The sequence below is a fragment of the Kribbella koreensis genome (assembly GCF_039525325.1).
GTDB lineage: Bacteria > Actinomycetota > Actinomycetes > Propionibacteriales > Kribbellaceae > Kribbella > Kribbella koreensis.
Genome location: NZ_BAAAHK010000011.1, coordinates 182,956 through 197,929, shown reverse-complemented (window position 1 = coordinate 197,929; position 14,974 = coordinate 182,956). Strand labels below are relative to the sequence as shown.

Sequence of the window (14,974 nt, the reverse complement as noted above, 5' to 3'; positions counted from 1 at the left end):
GGCTGACACGCCGGAGGATCAACGGGGGGCATGGCGTTGAGCGTTCGTCAAGAGTCGTCCGTTCGCGCCGTCAACTCGCTCGAACAGCTCGTTGAACCACTCGACTTCGGCTGATCTTGCCGATGCCTGGGGGATGCGCGCGCCGGCGATGTACCGCTGGCCTTGGTGGAAGATGCCAAAGCGGATGCCGGGCCCGATCCGACGCAGTCCGACCAGCTGGGGGCCGCCACCTGAGTTCCGATCTTTCCCTTGCGCCAGTGCCTCAGCGAAGGCGCTGTAGACGGCTCGGCTCGTTCTCTTATGGCTGCTCTCCTGCCATAGATTCTCGGCGTTGCGGACCTCGTATGCGCCAGTGCCGGCGATGTGCAGCCGCGAGGAGCGGTCTGGCATCTCAACGTCGTCGATGTGCCAGGTGTCGGTCTTGGCTTCGTATGTCATCACGGCCAGTTCGAAGACAGACATCATGGCGTCGCGGCGCCGGGTTGCCATGATTATCCCGAGATCTCTCTGCTCCTGCTTCGGGTAGTCGTTCCACAGGCGCCGAATGCTACTGCCGATCTCACCGAAAGCCGAGCCCCTGGGGCGGATCACGCCTGCTTCGAGCTCATCCAAAACTGTCGGCAGCGCGATCGAAGGGAACAGGACATCTCCCCAGTAGCCGAAAATGTGCGGCGTTCCAGTCGCAGCAAAGGTCTTACGCCCTTGGTTCCATTGGTGCGACCCCCAGGAGATGCGACTGTCGCTGGCGATGTATACCGAGGCGACCTTACGTTGGTCAACTCCGGCCCAAGCGACGATTGTGGTCACGTAGCTGACTATCTCGTAGGCCACGCCTGTGTACCTGCCGACACCCCGTTGGGGGGAGACCTGAGTGCTCCCGCGAGGCGGGAGCAGGGACCACCTCGGTACCGCCTCGGTTGTGGCGGCCTCAGGAGTTGCGTCCTCGGAAGAGCCATGACGCTCATTCCGACGTCGTCGACATGCGACAGATGCAGGATACACCCCACCACCGCCCGCAAAGCCATCCGTTGAAATACTCGAGACTCCGCTTCGACTAGGCGGATTTGACGGTGCGGGTCCCGCGTCGCTTGTGCCAGCGCGTGTAGTGAACTGGGCGATCACCGCGGCGGGACAGCAATGTTGAACTCGAGGAATCCGGTCACCGTGCTGAAGGTACGCGTTCGGTCAGCGTCGCAGGCAAGATCAGACAGACCAGCGCAGCTGGAATAGCTCACGTGCGGACCGCGCGTGCGTCCAAACACTCCACGCCGTCGAGCTTCTTGGGGGATGCATTCTGGACCGCCGGCGTTCGCAAGCCAACACTTGGAGGTTTCGCTGGTCTGGGCCGTCTGAAGTCGAGATCGTGTGGACCGTAGGCACGCAGATAACTGCCCAGAGGATGGCGACTGTTGCCGATGTAGGCGAGGTTCTCGCGACAGCCGCCCGACGTGCTCGATCTTTGGGTGAGCGGTGACGGCCCGATCGAAGACAGCCATGAGTCCTGTCCGAAGACTCAGCTTGCCGGCGCGATGGGAGCAAGAGAGCTACACCAAAGGCGGTCGCGGAACAGTTCGAGTCGGGATCGTAGGCCTGCCGCGCCGAGGATGCACGCCCCAAGACGGGCCGTGAGTGTGGTGCGGTGCATGGTGCGAAATCATGTCAAGTGGTGTTGCTAGGGTCGCTTCATGCGGGTGATTCGCGAAGTAGCGCAGCCTAATGAGTGCCTGTGTGGCGATGACGGAGGCTCTCATAATCTTCTGGTCGGGCTCTCGAGTTCTGTCCCGCACCGTCGTCCCTGACACCGCAGGCGCGCTGGTTGGCCGGCTTCGCGGTGAGCGGCTCCCTCTGAGAGATTGCGGCTACTCCTGTCAGCCCGACGTAACGAATCTTATCGGCGTTGATAGAGACCCCCGATTCCCTCTATCTGCTGCCAGCCCGGTGGTGAGGCTGGCACGATGCACTGATGGGGAAGCCAGCACAGCCGGAGGGGGCATCGCAGCAGGTGCAGCGGCCTTGCTATCGCGGCGCACGAAGCGCACTTGACCAGGGCGCGAGTGGCGCGTCCCGGTCGGGATACACACCCCTACCTACCGCGCAACCGCGACATGGTCTCGCGGTGCTGATCGGCGCTCCCCTTCTCGGGCTTGCCGGCGATCTCCTCGATCAGCACCTCGCGACCCTCGCGGGCCGACATCTGCGCAGCCTCGAGGACCTCGACCACGGCCAGGCCGTTGGCGCCGCTGGTCAGCGGGGTCAGCCCGGTCAGGATGCATTCGGCGAAGTGCTCGTCCTCGACCATCAGCGGCTCGTTCATCACCAGGTGCGGCAAGACGACATCGCCGTACCGGTAGGACATCGGCGGCTCGGTCAGCTCGTCAACGAGCCGCGGTGGCCGCGAGACACCCTTGTCGTGGACCTTCATCCGCTCTTGGGTGGCCAGGTCGTCGAAGACGACCATCTTCTCGCTGCCCACCATCGTGACTTTGCGGACCTTGTCCGGGTTCAGCCAGCTGACGTGGATGTTGGCCGTCACGTCCGGGTCCATGTAGTGCAGCCGTAGGTAGGCGACGTCCTCCAGCTGGGGGTTCGCGTGCCGCGAAGTCCAGCACTGGACGCTGACCGGCATGTCACCGAGCACGTAGTTCACGATCGACACGTCGTTCGGCGCCAGGTCGAACAAGACGTTGCAGTCGCGCTGGTAGAGACCGAGGTTCAACCGCGCGGTCTCCAGGTAGTACAGCTTACCGAGCTCGCGGTTCTGCACCATCTCGCGCAGCTGCCAGACCGCCGAGTGGTACTCGAAGGTGTGGCCGACCATCAGCACCACGCCCGCCGCCTTGGCGGCCGCGATCATCTCGCGGGCGTCGGCGGCGGTGGTCGCCAGCGGCTTCTCCACCATCACGTGCACGCCGGCCGCGATCGCCTTCAGTGCAAGCGGTTTGTGCGTGCTCGGCGACGTGGCGATGATCACCGCGTCGACGTGCGGTATCGCCTCGTCCAGATCTTTGTACGCCTCCAGTGCCGGGTAGTTGCGGGACAGCTGAAGAGCACGGTCCGGGTTTGGGTCGATCACCGCGACGGTGCCGACCATTTCCAGGGTGTGCAGTACGCGGACGTGTTTCGAGCCCCAGTACCCGCACCCCACCACGCCCACGCGCAGTCCAGCACGATTGGTGGCCGGCGCCGCCGACTGCTGCGTTGAGGTCTCGGAGATCGGCAACGATGGACTATCGTCGCCGCTGAGGTTCTCGGCCTGTTCCTGGCCAGCCCGCTCGGAGTCCTCTGGCAGTGTCGGATCTGGTTCCCCGGACTCGTCCGATCGCAGGTCGGCGCCGACGGGCCGATCGGCCGACTCTGTCGAAGCATCTGCCGCGGCGTGCACAGTTGGCTCGACATTGCCAGGGCTGGAAGCATCCCCATCGGCTGGCTGCCCCTTTGGGCTGGGTGCGGCTGGGGGAGAGTTTGTAGGGGCGGAGCGTCTAGTGGCGTCGTCCGCCGCTCGAAGCATCTCACGGGCTGTCGTTACGGCGGCTTGCCACGTGCGTCTTTCCCCGGGGATCCAGAACGGTCCTCGGGCACCTGCGCGTGATCCGCGGCCTCTCATACAACGAGTCTACGGTCCAACTTCACGCAGCAGAGAGATCGCTGCCAACGTCCCAGCCCCGATGGCAGTCGATACCTGGACGGCAAGGGCTCCTCGCACGACCGCCAGCCAGCGGTGATTGAATTGTGCAGTCGCAAGAACCTCTACACGGAGTTCTGCGATCAGCGTCGCTTCATCCCAGCCGTGGATGGCAGATTCTGCGAGAACAGCGGCATGGTCAGGCTCCCGCAGACGGTCCAGAACCAGGACGGCAAGTGCGAGGACGACAGTTCCACCCAGCAGCCACGTAGCTACCCGGTCGGTCTTGTTGGTCGGTGCAACCTGGAGCGCGGTACCGACCACGGTCGCTGCGACGCCGGTCGTGAACGTCACCACCAATTTTGCGACATCAGCTCGCCATCGCGACCGTTCAGCGAGTCGATCGGCGTGATTCTCCAGCCACTCTGCTACCCCCACAGGGACATTGTGGCGTACGAGGCCGCGTCGGGCGTCGTCCATGACGGTTGGGCGTGGCAGCGTCGCTGCGTGCCGGGTTCAGCTGGGCTTCCAGGTGGTGCTGCGGTGCGTTTCGGCGCCGCAGAACTATGCCGAGTAGCGGGCCCGATATGAGTAGCGGGCCCTATATAGAGCGAACAGCAACTCCAGATGACTCGCTTCGACCCTAGTTCGCACCACGAATGGCCCCACGCGAGCCGATGTTCATGGAGGGTTCCGAGGTAGAGCTGGCGTCTGACCTGCGCAGTTAGGTGGCGCGCCCGGCAGGATTCGAACCTGCGACCAACGGATTAGAAGTCCGTCCCAACTCGCCGCGAGCAGGACACTGCCCCTGTCGTCGCTGGCGTATAGCTTTCGGTGATGGATTCCACGAGTGACAGCGATTCGGGCGGCGAGCCCGACTGGGGCGCGGTGCGTAAGCTCGTATCTTCAACGGCCGAAGTCGGCCGAGTGCCTGGGCGTGAGCCAATGCGGGAGTTTCTGCGCTGGATCAGCCGAGGGCGGTTTGGGCTACCCACCGACTGGCCTAAGGTTCCACGGCTATCGACGCCGTGGCAGGACACCGCCTCCAGTGAGCGAGTGGGCTGGCGCCAGCGTGCAGCCAACCTGGAGGACGCGGCCAACCGTGACGGCGAGTTTGTGTTTGCCGTCGACTACCGGGTGTGTCGTCGGTGTGGCCTGGGCTGGGTCGAGCAGCCGTACACCATCCCGCGCTATCAGCGAGCGGGGTTGGCGAGCGCTGGCCTGGCCGCATTGCGTGCGGAATTCCCCGGTCTGGCTTGGCACACCCTCGGCGGACATCTCGGTGAATCGCGCCAGTTCTGGTCCACGGTCGGAGCCGAAGTACCTGGTGGCTACCGCCAGGGCGGACTCTGCAAGCACGTCCGTCCCTAGCCTGCTACATCGGCCGCAAGCGGTCGGCGTGACATCATGCCCTCGATCAGCTGGTGCGACCCGCATGGATCACGACGACCGTCACGGTGTTGTCGTTGACGTCGTACAGCACGCGGTAGCGCCCACTGCGCAACCGCCGGCGGTCCGGCGTCCTATACCCCGTCGTACCTTCTGGCCGCGGTTCGTCGGCGAGCAGGTCGACCGTGTGGAACAGCTGGTCCAGGCCTTCGGGATTCCCCGGTTGGGGCGTCCAATGCTGCCGCTCCTTCGTGGCACGTGGTGCGAAATCCTCGAAACTCATGGTGGATTTCGAGTGTGGTGCGAGTGTTCGTGTTGCTAGAAGCGCTGCTAGAGGGCGGATGCGACGCTGAGCGTCCTCCTCGTAACGTCGGTTTGACCCGCCACGATGTCTGGTTCGCGCCACCCTTGAGTCCGTGCCAAGTTGACGGAACAGCGTGATTGGGGAGTGGACGAAGCCAGCAGCCTCCGCGATACAGTCCTCAACACTTGCGTGTGGTGATGTGAATGAGGCGGAGACATGAGTGAATCAGTGACCGAGCAGGATCTTGGTGTCGAACCACATCTGACGGCCGCCTTTGCCCTCACATCCAATCCTGCCGCCTATGCACTGCTCATAGGTGCTGGAGTTTCAGTCAGCAGCGGCTTGCCATCAGCATGGGGAGTGCAGGAGGCGCTCATCGAGCGATTGGCAGCAGCGCTGGGTGAGGAACCCGACGACGCGTTCGCCTGGTACTCCGAAAAGTTCGGGAAGCCATCCACCTATGGTGATTTGCTGAGCTCGCTAGCGAGCACTCAATCCGAACGGCAAGCGCTGTTGCGTGGTTTCTTCGAACCGACCATTGAAGAACGAGACGCTGGCTTGAAGCAGCCGTCGCCGGCGCACCGGGCCATCGCGCGCCTCGTGGAAAATGGACTCGTCAAGGTAATCCTCACCCTCAACTTCGATCGCCTCATCGAAGCTGCGCTTCGTGACGAAGGTGTCGAGCCGACGATCGTGGCGTCACCTGGTGACATCGAGGGTCTCGCGCCGATCCACACGCTTCAGTGTGTCGTTATTCATCTTCACGGCGACTACTTGAATCCGACCGCGATGCTGAACACCGCTGAGGAGCTGGATACCTACCGGCCCGAGATAGATGGATTGCTAGACCGTGTTCTCCGCGACTATGGCCTGATCTGCGCCGGCTGGTCAGCCGCGTGGGACCCAGCCCTACGTGATGCCGTCTCCCGCAACTCAACGCGGTTTTACGCGACGTACTGGGTAGAGCCGTTCGCCATGGGCGAATTTGCGGAGCAGGTTCGAGCGCAGCGGCAGGCGGTTGTCGCCCGCACAACTGCGGATGCCTTCTTTGGGGCGCTGGCAGACGCCTGCCAAGCTATCCGTGACACCGCCAAAAGGCACCCACTGACCGCAACAGTCGCTGCGGCCTCCGCTAAGCGGGCACTTGCTGGCGCACAAGTAGCTGTACCGCTTCACGATGTCGTTCATGCGGAATTTGAGCGTCTGCGCACATGCGAAGTGCTGACTACAACTGTGTTCGATATGGTCGGAGTGGAGGCCGAGCACGCCAGGCGTCGCGCTGTGCTAAACGCCGCCATGGAGGTCCCGCTGACCCTCGTCGCCACCTGCGCGTACTGGGGCAACTCCTCGGTAGACAAGTGGTGGTTCGACGAGATTGGCCGGTTCAGCGTCCAGCCACTTGTTAGTGGCTCGACGGCTCTCATCCATCTGCGCATGTTTCCAGCCACCGCGATCCTCTACGCGGCAGGGATCGCATCAGTTGCGGCCAGCCGATACGACCTAACGAGGCGGCTGCTCACCATTCCCACCACCGTGAACCGAATCTCCGGAGAGCGAGTCGTGATCGCCCAGTACCTAACTCCTCAGCTCACTCTCGGACTACCGCGGTCACACGGTGAAATTCATTGCCTGCTCAGACCTACATTCGAAGATCTGCTCGGTCTCGGAGCAGCTGCTTACTCCGCTGCCTTCGAACGCTTTGAGTACCTACGACTTGTCCAATCGACTTTCGAGGTTCTGAAGGGCCTCGGCCGCGAAGGCGAAGGTGCTGCAGACGACCGGGAGATACAAGCAATGCGGGCGCAACCGACCTCGGGAGTCACGCCGCCTCCCAGTCAGGACGAGATCACTGACCTGGACGCCGCCGCGTCTCAGCGAAGGACTGAGCGATCAGCATTGGTGCCGCGCGACATGGTCCACCTGTTTGTCACGGAGCCGCGCTTAGACACGTACCGAGCCGTGACCGCGGCCGAGCTGGATGCTGAACTGATCCGAGACGGAGACCTACACCCACTCGTTGAGGTTGGCTTTTGCGGAGGGCGATCAGAGATCATGCGAGCAACCATGGCCGACGTAGATGTGGCCGTTGGGCGCCTAGCTGCCGCCCGTGCTTGGTCGCTTGGAAACGGCTTTATTCCAAGCGAGTTCTATGTCGATGAGATCGGCACGTGACCCGTCTACCATCCACTGACAGTTCCACAGGACGATGAGATGGCGCTGGCGGCTCGACTCTCCGGGCGCGCTTGGTGTCCGTGCATTCGCCCGCGTCAGGCGGGCTCTCGCTTCGCCCTCAGCCCACGCGTCGCCGCGTCGGAGGATCGCCAGTTACGCCATCACGACCTGGAATCAGTTCTAGCCGCTTGCGCTGAAATAGCTTGGGCTCTGCAGTGCCCTCACCGTTCAATAGCCGCCGTGCCCGGCTGAAGCGGTGAGAATGGGGCCACCTCATGCCAGAGAGTCAGATAGGCTAGGCTCCGCGCGTTGCCCCCGTAGCTCAGGGGATAGAGCAATGGTTTCCTAAACCATGTGCCGCAGGTTCGAATCCTGCCGGGGGCACCCAATGAGGCCAGGGCTGACGTGACGGTCAGCCTGCCTCGTCGACCGCCACCGGTGGTATGTACTGCCGGATCACCCTGGCTCGGCGGTACTGCTTCGCCTCGATCAGGCCGAGGTTCTTCAGTTCTGCTGTCGCTCGGCTCACGGTGCCAACCGAGACGTTGTGTTCGGTGGCTAGGTCGCGGGCGAATGGGAGTTCGGAGTCGACCTGATATTTGCCGGATTCGATATCGGCGCGGAGTGTCGCCGTGAGGACCTCCCAGGCGTGGCGTGGTGTCCTGGCTGCGAAGTCTGGCTTTGGAATCGAGTTAGCGAGGACCTCCGCCGCTGCGTTGTCGGTCCGCTCGAGCCAGGCCGTGTAGAACCGCAGGGTTGTTGAGCCCTGGGTGTGCCCGAGCCGGCCCTGTACGGCGCGGAGGTCGACGCCGGCGCCGAGCAATTCGGTTGCTGAGTAGTGGCGGATCGAGTGCAGGCGCGTGCTGCGGAGACCGTTGCGCTTGGCTAGGCGGCGGTATCGCTGCGTCGCCGTGTTGGGCTTCAAGGCATCGGAGAAGTCGGGCTGGCTGGAGAACAGGAACGCGTCGCGACGGAGCTTGACGCCGAGGCGTCTGCACTGGCGTTCGCAGTACTCGCGGTACATGGTGAGCAATTCCATCGTGTACGCGTCCAGGCCGAGGCGTTTCTGCTGTTTCCGCTTGGTGGTGATCTCCTCGACCTGGCCGGCGTACTGGTCGCCGGCCCGTTCGACCATGATGACGCCGCGCTTCCAGTCGATGTCGGTCCAGCGGAGGACACACATCTCTCCGCGGCGACTGGCGCTCAGCATGGTGAGCCACAGGAACATGCCCCAGGGGAGATCCCGCCAGCCCTCGTTGATGACCGGGGCAAGTTCTTCGGGGCTTGGTGGATCGGGCATGCCCTGCTCGAACTCGGGAGGTTCGGCGAGGGCCGGCTGGTTGACGGGCAGATACTCCCATTTGACCGCACGGCTGAAGGCTGCCGTGAGGATGAAATGGATTGCTCGGATCGAGCTATTCGCGAACGGCTCGCAGGTGTGGTCCTTCGCCTTGTGGTTCACACGAAGCTCTGCGTTGTACCTGCAGACCTGGAGTAGGGCGTAGTAGTTCTCAAGCATCTCTGCTCGCACCTTGGCCGCTTTGAAGTCGCCGCCGAAGCGGGGCTCTAGGTAGTCCCGGATCAGCTGGTCGCGGCGCACCTTCGTGCGCCGCTTCTGCTTGGGGTCAACCACCGCGCGGTACTTGTCGAGCACGTCCATCACGGTGAGCTTGCCCTTGTCGACCTTGCCTTTGTCGACCTTGTAGAGCAGTTCGGTCAGGCCCACCTCGGCCTCGTCGTACGTGCCGTACGTCTCTTTGAGGAAGACGCGCTTGCCAGTGAACGGATCTGTGCCGGCCGAGACGACGGCACGGAAGGTGCCGTTCGAGCGCTCCTCGATGTGCCCACGTTGTTTCCTCGGAGTCCCCATGGGAACCGAGCTTAAGCGTCGACCGTTCCCATTTCCGTTCCCAAGTATCAAATGCGAAGCTGTCGTCAGTCGAGTCTTCGCAGGTCAGAGCGATATCTCTAGCAGTAGCTCGCGATCGCGACGCACGGTTTAGGAAACCGACGCTCTATCCCCTGAGCTACGGGGGCGCACGTGTGGACCGGGGACAAGGGTAGCGGAGTCAGCCGATGAGTGCGTTGACGCCTAGGTGGCCGGAGATGGAGGCGTAGCGCTCGGCGTAGAGGGTGATGCAGTTGGAGGCGGTGCAGCCGCCGCCGGCGAAGGAGAGGCCGCGGATGGTGGCGCCGCCGCCGGGGGAGGTGGTGTAGATGGGGCCGCCGGAGTCGCCGCCGCGGATGGCGACGGCGTTGTCGCGGGTCGCGCGGATGACGTAGGTGGTGCAGCCGTCCGTGTCGCAGTACTTCGCGCTCAGCGACTTCACCGTGAGCCGGCACATCGAGAGGCTCTTGTAGCCGGACTGGCAGATGAAGGAGCCGAGGGCCGGGTCGCCGGCGGCCTTGACTGTCCGGGTGTCGACCGAGTCGCCGGGGCCGTCGGTCCAGATCTTGGGGCCGTACGAGCTGCCGGTCAGCAGGGACTGGTCGTAGTCGGGATAGTTCGTCCGCACCGATGTGGTGCCGTAGTAGTTGGTACCCGAGTTCCAGACCGTGCCGACGCCGCCGCAGTGGCCGGCCGTGACCGAGCCGCGCTGGCCGTTCGACCGCTTGACGACCGAGAAGCCCGCGGTACACAACTTGAGCGCCGACTTGATCATCGCGCCGCCCCAGTGGCCGCCGGTCGGGGTGTCGCTCACCCGCGACGTCCGCTGCAGACCACCGGCCGATGCCCGTACGCCGTCCAGCGACTGCAACGCCGCGACCGACGCAGCCGACGTCGAGGCCTTGTCGTACTCGACCACGACTTCCTCCGTCGCCGGGTCCAGGTCCGCGCTGTACGTCGTCTTGGCCGCGTCGGTCCATGAACGCGCGCTGATCCGGTTCCAGGCGTCCGCGATCGAGCGGGCGGAACGGCAGCTGCGCTCGAGGCCGAGCATCTTCTGCCCCGCGGCCGGAACGTTCTTGGCGACGGCTGCCTGGTACTTCTTCTCGTCGACCACCGAGTCGTCCACAACGACCTTGTAGCCGGTCTCAGGCGACCCCAGTACGCCGACGATGCCCTGGCTCAGCCCGTAGGAAAGACCCGAGGTCGGCCGCCCGGTCGCGTCGAGCGGCTCGATCGACCGCACGGCGCTGGTCACGCCCTCGGCGATCGCCTGGCCGAGTGGTCGTGAGTCGCTGGCCGAGACGGGCTGGGACAGCCTGGCGGCGTCCGAGGACGTCGTCGTCGGGTCGGCGTGGTTGCACACCGTGGCCTGCGTCACAGTCGCCGGTACTCCCGGCGCAGCCGTCGACGGCAGGGCCGAAAGTGATGCGGTGACCAGTGACACTGAGCTAAGAGCGAGCAGCGGAACGGTAGCTGAGAGTCGCACTAAGCTCCCCAATCGGTGGACGGCCTCCGTGAATCGTCCGGTCAGGGACAGCTCATAGTCAATAGGCGATCACCGTCCGCAAGCAAATTTGACTACCGTGCGCGAGCGTATCTCGCAACTTCTCGCCCGTCGCCGGCGTAGAACGTCAGGCCGGTCTTGTCGCTGGTGATCCGTTTCGCGGCCGCCAGGATCGCGGTGTGCGGGACGTTGTCGCAGCCGACCATCCGTTGACTGCCCGACTTGCTGCTGAACTCGCCGCGCTGCCCGATCGAGTAGGTGCCGTTGATCCCGTTGCAGCCGTCGGAGCCGACCCAGGTCCCGTCGGCCTTGAAGGTGATGGTCGGGTTGTCCGGCCGGGCCGCCTTGAGGGTGGTGAAGCCGCTGAGATGCACCGGTCGCCAGGTGCCGACTACGGCCTGGGCCGTGGCTGCAGGAGCCTGAGCATTCGAACCGGCCGGTGCAGGGTTGCTCCCCGCCGGCTGCGGAGTCGACTGGGACGGACCGGCCAGGCTGAAGCTGACCGCGGCGACCACGGCCACCGCGGCTGCGGCGGCCCCCGAGATCAGCCAGGTACGCCGTTGCGCCTGCTGCGCGCCGACGGTCGCCCGGCCGACCAGGTCGGCGGACGGTGGCACCGAAGCGGCGGCGCGCTCGAAAGTGGCGCGCAGGCCGTCCTCCAGTTGCTCTGTTTCCAGCTCTGTCTTGCTCACGACAACCTCTCATCAACACGGTGGGACTGCCTCGTCCTGCGGAGCGCGGCGAGGGCTCTACTCGCGGTCGCGCGCACCGAGGACGGTTTGATGCCGAGCAGGTCGGCGATCGTCCGGTCGTCCAGGTCCTGGTAGTAGCGCAGCACCAGGACGACCCTTTCCCGGGCCGACAGCGTGGCGAGGGCTCGCCAGAGGTCGTCGGAGTTCACGATGTCCGTGGCCGGATCCGGCACCGTGCGATCGGTGTCGAGGTCGGCCGCCGGGGCCTCGGTGAAGGACCGGCGACGCGTCATCGACAGATAGGAATTGATCAGGATCCGGCGCACATAGTGGTGCGGGTCGTCGGCCCGCTGCACCTTGCGCCAGGACCGGAACGCCTGCATCAGCGCGATCTGGGCCAGATCCTCCGCCCGCTGGTAGTCGCCGGAGACGGTGAAACCGAGGCGCACCAGTTCCTGCCCGCGCGCGGACGCGTACTCCTCGAACTCCACTCGCAACTCCCCAACTGGGCGTACAACACCTCACACCTATTAGACGCAGTGTGCTACCCAGGGTGCTGCAGAGATTCACACACAGTTCGATCTCACCGGTGCGGAGGCCGAGCCGCCCGCCTTGCGGGTGGAACCCACAAGGCGGGCGGGGTGACCCCGGCCCGGACGGCTTCGGGGGGCACGTCCGGGGCAGGGTCAGCGCAGGCCGAGCGCCTTGATCAGCTCGGGAGAGACCTGCCGCGGCGACGCGAGCTCGCCGGGCTTGCCTTGTCCTTCGAACGAGGTCGCCACCAGCTGGCGGCAACCGAACGCCTCCGCGGTGTACGAGAGCACGCCGCGGTCGTTGTCGGTGAACCGCAGTACGTAGGTCGGCCCCAGTTCCTTGGTGCAGACGGCCGGCTTCTTCGGCACCGGCTTCGCGCTGTTCACCAAGGCGAAGAGGTCGACGGCCTGGGCCGCGGTCCGCTTGGTGGTGACGGTCGCATAGTCCTGGCCGGTCGCCTGCGCGTCGTACTGGCAGATCGTGACGCTGACCGGCTGGAACAGGGACTTGGCGGTCCCCTTGCCCCAGACGGCCTTGCCGACGGCGTCCCGGACGGCGGTGATGGTCTGCGGGCAGTCCATGCTCGGTGTTCCGCTCGGGGTGGCGGTGGGCATTGTTGGTGGCGTGCTGGGGGTGGTCGGCGGGTTGCTGGGCTGGGCGCCGGCGCCGCTGGAGTCCTCGTTACCGCAGGCGGCGGCAAACCCGAGCACTGTCACGACGAGCGTCGCCCCGATGAAGCCCCGTGTCCTTGATGCACTCACGACTCGGTCCTTCCGGTTGGGCAAGGGAACCCATCATGGTCGAGGAGGATCTCACTGGTCGTGGCAGAACTGTCACGGCACTGCGTCTATCTGGTCACGGGGTAAAATGAGCGTATGACGAGCCCGTACGAAGACGACGAGCCGCTGCTGCCCGAACAGACCCGGGACGACGACCCGCGCACCTGGGGTGAGAACGACTTCAGCAGTGACGACGACGAGCGGATCCTGCGCGAGGTCCCGCCGCATCACTGACCGGCTGCGCTGTCGATGAGCACGGTTTTCCTGGTCCACGGTGGCTTGTGGGAACCGATGGACGCGGAACGCTTCTGGCGTACTCCGGGCATCGTCGCCGCACTTGAGGTGCGCGGTGTCACCGTCCTGGCGCCTGATCGTCCCCAGCAGCCAGGCAGTTGGGCCGAAGAAGTCGCGATACTGCGTGAACACTTTCCGCACGAACCGGTCGTAGTGGTCGGCGCCTCCAACGGCTGCTCGGTGGCTGCCCTTCTGGCGATCGAGTACCCAGAGCTGGTCGAAGGACTCGTCCTGGCCTGGCCGGCGACGGGCGGCGACCCGGTGACCGACGAACGCACGCGCGCAGGCCTCACCTCCAGGGGCGCATCATCAACCGTGGCTGACGAATTGCTCGCTGCGGACACCTTGCGTGGAGTGCGGGACGAAGACCTTGCGCGCCTGGGTATTCCAGTGGCAGTCCTCCCTTCGGTGCCAGAGAATCCATCTCATCAACGCAAGACGGTCGATGCCTTGCTGGGCCTGATCCCCGGCAGTCGCGAACTCCCCGGCTGCCCAGAACCACCCACCCCATACTTCCCACCCCACAAAGACGAACTGGCCGCGACGCTGGCTGCTTCCGCGAGGAGACAGTCCTGATGGAGCTGCGGTCGTTCGAGAGTGAGTACACGGCACTCGTCGCGGGCTGGGCGACGACGGCGCAGGAGGTCGCGTTGCTGACCGGGCGGGACGAGTACCCGTTCCCGGCCGACATCCTGACCAGCTGGCGCGCGATCGCCGACGACATCCGGGCCTACCTGTACTTCGATGGCGAAACCCCGGTCGCGTACGGCGAACTCTGGCTCGACGACGAAGAAGACGAAGTCGAGCTGGCCCGCCTCATCGTCGACCCGGCGCTGCGCGGCAAGGGCGTCGGCACCGACTTCGTCCGCGCTCTCCTGGAACCGGCCCGGTCCGCCGGCTACGCCGAAATCTTCCTCCGCGTCCGCCCCGACAACACCCAAGCCATCCGCGCCTACCTCCGAGCCGGCTTCCAGCCCGTCCCCGACGACATAGCCGCCGAATGGAACAAGCCCCAACCCATCAACTACACCTGGCTCCAATACCCCACGACTGACGAACCCGCCGGAGCCAACCGCCCCGCCGTGGCCAACTGACCTGCCGTGGCCAACTGACCTGCCGTGGCCAACTGACCCGCCGGAGCCGATTGACCCGCCGTGGCCAGCTGCCCTGCCGGAGCCGATGACCCGCCGGATCCGACCGGACTGCCGGAGCCGACCGGGCTGCGGGTCCGCGGCCGCCGGTCCGGTCGACTGCGTTGTACTGCGAGGACACAGCCGACCGGACCTTCATGACCTCGGTCAGTTCAGCGGACGGGCCCGCAGAGCGTCGCGGATCTCGACCAGCAGCTCCTGGTCCATGGTCAACGGCTCCGGCTCCTCCTCGGGCGTGCCGGCCTTGGCCGCGCGACGGTCCTGGATCTTCTTCATCGGGACGACCAGGACGAAGTACACGACGAGCGCGGTCAGGAAGAAGACGACGAAGGCGTTGATGATCGCGCCGATGTCGACCTTCGAGGCGGCGTTGCCGTCGACGATGTGAAAGGCCAGTCCGTTCACGTTGCTGCCGCCGAGTGAGGCGATCAGTGGCGACACGAGGTTGTCGACCACTGTCTTCACCACGGTGGCGAACGCGGTGCCGATCACGACCGCGATGGCGAGGTCGAGGACGTTGCCCCGCATAAGGAATTTCTTGAAGCCGTCGATCATTGTGCAGTGCCTCCACGATGCGGGGCCCGGGCGGACCCTCGGCTGGGTACCCGCAAAACGTAGGACTCCACTCGCTGGATCGCGAGC

The 14,974-nt window shown here is 64.9% G+C and carries 15 protein-coding genes and 1 tRNA gene; 6 read left to right on the top strand and 10 right to left on the bottom strand.

The window, feature by feature from the left end:
- Positions 1-18: 18 nt before the first annotated feature.
- The 3 genes from ABD116_RS22915 to ABD116_RS22905 all read right to left on the bottom strand — a co-directional run bounded on the left by ABD116_RS22915 (position 19) and on the right by ABD116_RS22905 (position 4,060).
- Positions 19-807, bottom strand: coding sequence for a hypothetical protein (locus ABD116_RS22915; RefSeq protein ID WP_343973734.1), 789 nt, complete (start codon positions 805-807; stop codon positions 19-21).
- 1,276 nt (positions 808-2,083) lie between these two features.
- A complete protein-coding gene (locus tag ABD116_RS22910; protein ID WP_343973731.1) occupies positions 2,084-3,220 on the bottom strand; it encodes a Gfo/Idh/MocA family protein in 1,137 nt (378 codons plus the stop codon).
- A gap of 393 nt (positions 3,221-3,613) precedes the next feature.
- Positions 3,614-4,060: a hypothetical protein gene (locus ABD116_RS22905; protein ID WP_343973728.1), complete on the bottom strand. Its 447-nt coding sequence runs from the start codon at positions 4,058-4,060 to the stop codon at positions 3,614-3,616.
- A gap of 618 nt (positions 4,061-4,678) precedes the next feature.
- On the opposite strand from ABD116_RS22905, the gene ABD116_RS22900 reads away from it, so the two are divergent.
- Positions 4,679-4,993, top strand: coding sequence for a hypothetical protein (locus ABD116_RS22900; protein WP_343973725.1), 315 nt, complete (start codon positions 4,679-4,681; stop codon positions 4,991-4,993).
- Between the two features lie 46 nt (positions 4,994-5,039).
- On the opposite strand, the gene ABD116_RS22895 is transcribed toward ABD116_RS22900, so the two are convergent.
- Positions 5,040-5,294, bottom strand: coding sequence for a type II toxin-antitoxin system RelE/ParE family toxin (locus ABD116_RS22895; RefSeq protein WP_343973722.1), 255 nt, complete (start codon positions 5,292-5,294; stop codon positions 5,040-5,042).
- Positions 5,295-5,531: 237 nt separating this feature from the next.
- On the opposite strand from ABD116_RS22895, the gene ABD116_RS22890 reads away from it, so the two are divergent.
- Entirely contained in the window at positions 5,532-7,487 is a 1,956-nt protein-coding gene (locus tag ABD116_RS22890) for an SIR2 family protein (RefSeq protein ID WP_343973719.1), read from the top strand.
- A gap of 311 nt (positions 7,488-7,798) precedes the next feature.
- Positions 7,799-7,871: transfer RNA gene (locus ABD116_RS22885), tRNA-Arg, on the top strand.
- Between the two features lie 28 nt (positions 7,872-7,899).
- Here the strand turns inward: ABD116_RS22885 and ABD116_RS22880 are convergent.
- The 5 genes from ABD116_RS22880 to ABD116_RS22860 form a co-directional block, all read right to left on the bottom strand.
- A complete protein-coding gene (locus ABD116_RS22880) occupies positions 7,900-9,357 on the bottom strand; it encodes a tyrosine-type recombinase/integrase (RefSeq protein ID WP_343973716.1) in 1,458 nt (485 codons plus the stop codon).
- 199 nt (positions 9,358-9,556) lie between these two features.
- Positions 9,557-10,756 (bottom strand): chymotrypsin family serine protease, encoded by a 1,200-nt coding sequence (locus ABD116_RS22875; RefSeq protein WP_343973713.1) that lies wholly within the window; start codon positions 10,754-10,756, stop codon positions 9,557-9,559.
- A gap of 200 nt (positions 10,757-10,956) precedes the next feature.
- Positions 10,957-11,574, bottom strand: a complete 618-nt coding sequence (locus ABD116_RS22870; RefSeq protein ID WP_343973710.1) for an META domain-containing protein — start codon at positions 11,572-11,574, stop codon at positions 10,957-10,959.
- Positions 11,571-12,065: a SigE family RNA polymerase sigma factor gene (locus tag ABD116_RS22865; RefSeq protein WP_343973706.1), complete on the bottom strand. Its 495-nt coding sequence runs from the start codon at positions 12,063-12,065 to the stop codon at positions 11,571-11,573. The genes ABD116_RS22870 and ABD116_RS22865 overlap by 4 nt, the downstream gene beginning before the upstream one ends.
- 195 nt (positions 12,066-12,260) lie before the next feature.
- A complete protein-coding gene (locus ABD116_RS22860; RefSeq protein ID WP_343973703.1) occupies positions 12,261-12,869 on the bottom strand; it encodes a hypothetical protein in 609 nt (202 codons plus the stop codon).
- A gap of 114 nt (positions 12,870-12,983) precedes the next feature.
- Between ABD116_RS22860 and ABD116_RS22855 the strand changes: the two genes are divergently transcribed.
- From ABD116_RS22855 to ABD116_RS22845, 3 genes are read left to right on the top strand one after another with little or no spacing between them, the layout of a single operon-like run.
- Positions 12,984-13,121 (top strand): hypothetical protein, encoded by a 138-nt coding sequence (locus tag ABD116_RS22855; protein ID WP_343973699.1) that lies wholly within the window; start codon positions 12,984-12,986, stop codon positions 13,119-13,121.
- Between the two features lie 15 nt (positions 13,122-13,136).
- Entirely contained in the window at positions 13,137-13,757 is a 621-nt protein-coding gene (locus ABD116_RS22850) for an alpha/beta fold hydrolase (RefSeq protein WP_343973696.1), read from the top strand.
- On the top strand, positions 13,757-14,275 hold the full coding sequence (locus ABD116_RS22845; RefSeq protein WP_343973693.1) for a GNAT family N-acetyltransferase: 519 nt from the start codon (positions 13,757-13,759) through the stop codon (positions 14,273-14,275). Before ABD116_RS22850 ends, ABD116_RS22845 begins: the two co-directional genes overlap by 1 nt.
- 204 nt (positions 14,276-14,479) lie before the next feature.
- Here the strand turns inward: ABD116_RS22845 and mscL are convergent, their stop codons facing one another.
- Positions 14,480-14,887, bottom strand: a complete 408-nt coding sequence (mscL, locus tag ABD116_RS22840; RefSeq protein WP_343973690.1) for a large conductance mechanosensitive channel protein MscL — start codon at positions 14,885-14,887, stop codon at positions 14,480-14,482.
- Between the last annotated feature and the right edge of the window lie 87 nt (positions 14,888-14,974).

What these genes read in the sequence shown, in the direction of transcription:
- ABD116_RS22895 (WP_343973722.1), bottom strand. Translation starts at nt 5,294, where the DNA reads ATGAGTTTCGAGGATTTCGCACCACGTGCCACGAAGGAGCGGCAGCAT.
- ABD116_RS22890 (WP_343973719.1), top strand. Translation starts at nt 5,532, where the DNA reads ATGAGTGAATCAGTGACCGAGCAGGATCTTGGTGTCGAACCACATCTG.
- ABD116_RS22880 (WP_343973716.1), bottom strand. Translation starts at nt 9,357, where the DNA reads ATGGGGACTCCGAGGAAACAACGTGGGCACATCGAGGAGCGCTCGAAC.
- ABD116_RS22855 (WP_343973699.1), top strand. Translation starts at nt 12,984, where the DNA reads ATGACGAGCCCGTACGAAGACGACGAGCCGCTGCTGCCCGAACAGACC.
- ABD116_RS22850 (WP_343973696.1), top strand. Translation starts at nt 13,137, where the DNA reads ATGAGCACGGTTTTCCTGGTCCACGGTGGCTTGTGGGAACCGATGGAC.
- ABD116_RS22845 (WP_343973693.1), top strand. Translation starts at nt 13,757, where the DNA reads ATGGAGCTGCGGTCGTTCGAGAGTGAGTACACGGCACTCGTCGCGGGC.
- mscL (WP_343973690.1), bottom strand. Translation starts at nt 14,887, where the DNA reads ATGATCGACGGCTTCAAGAAATTCCTTATGCGGGGCAACGTCCTCGAC.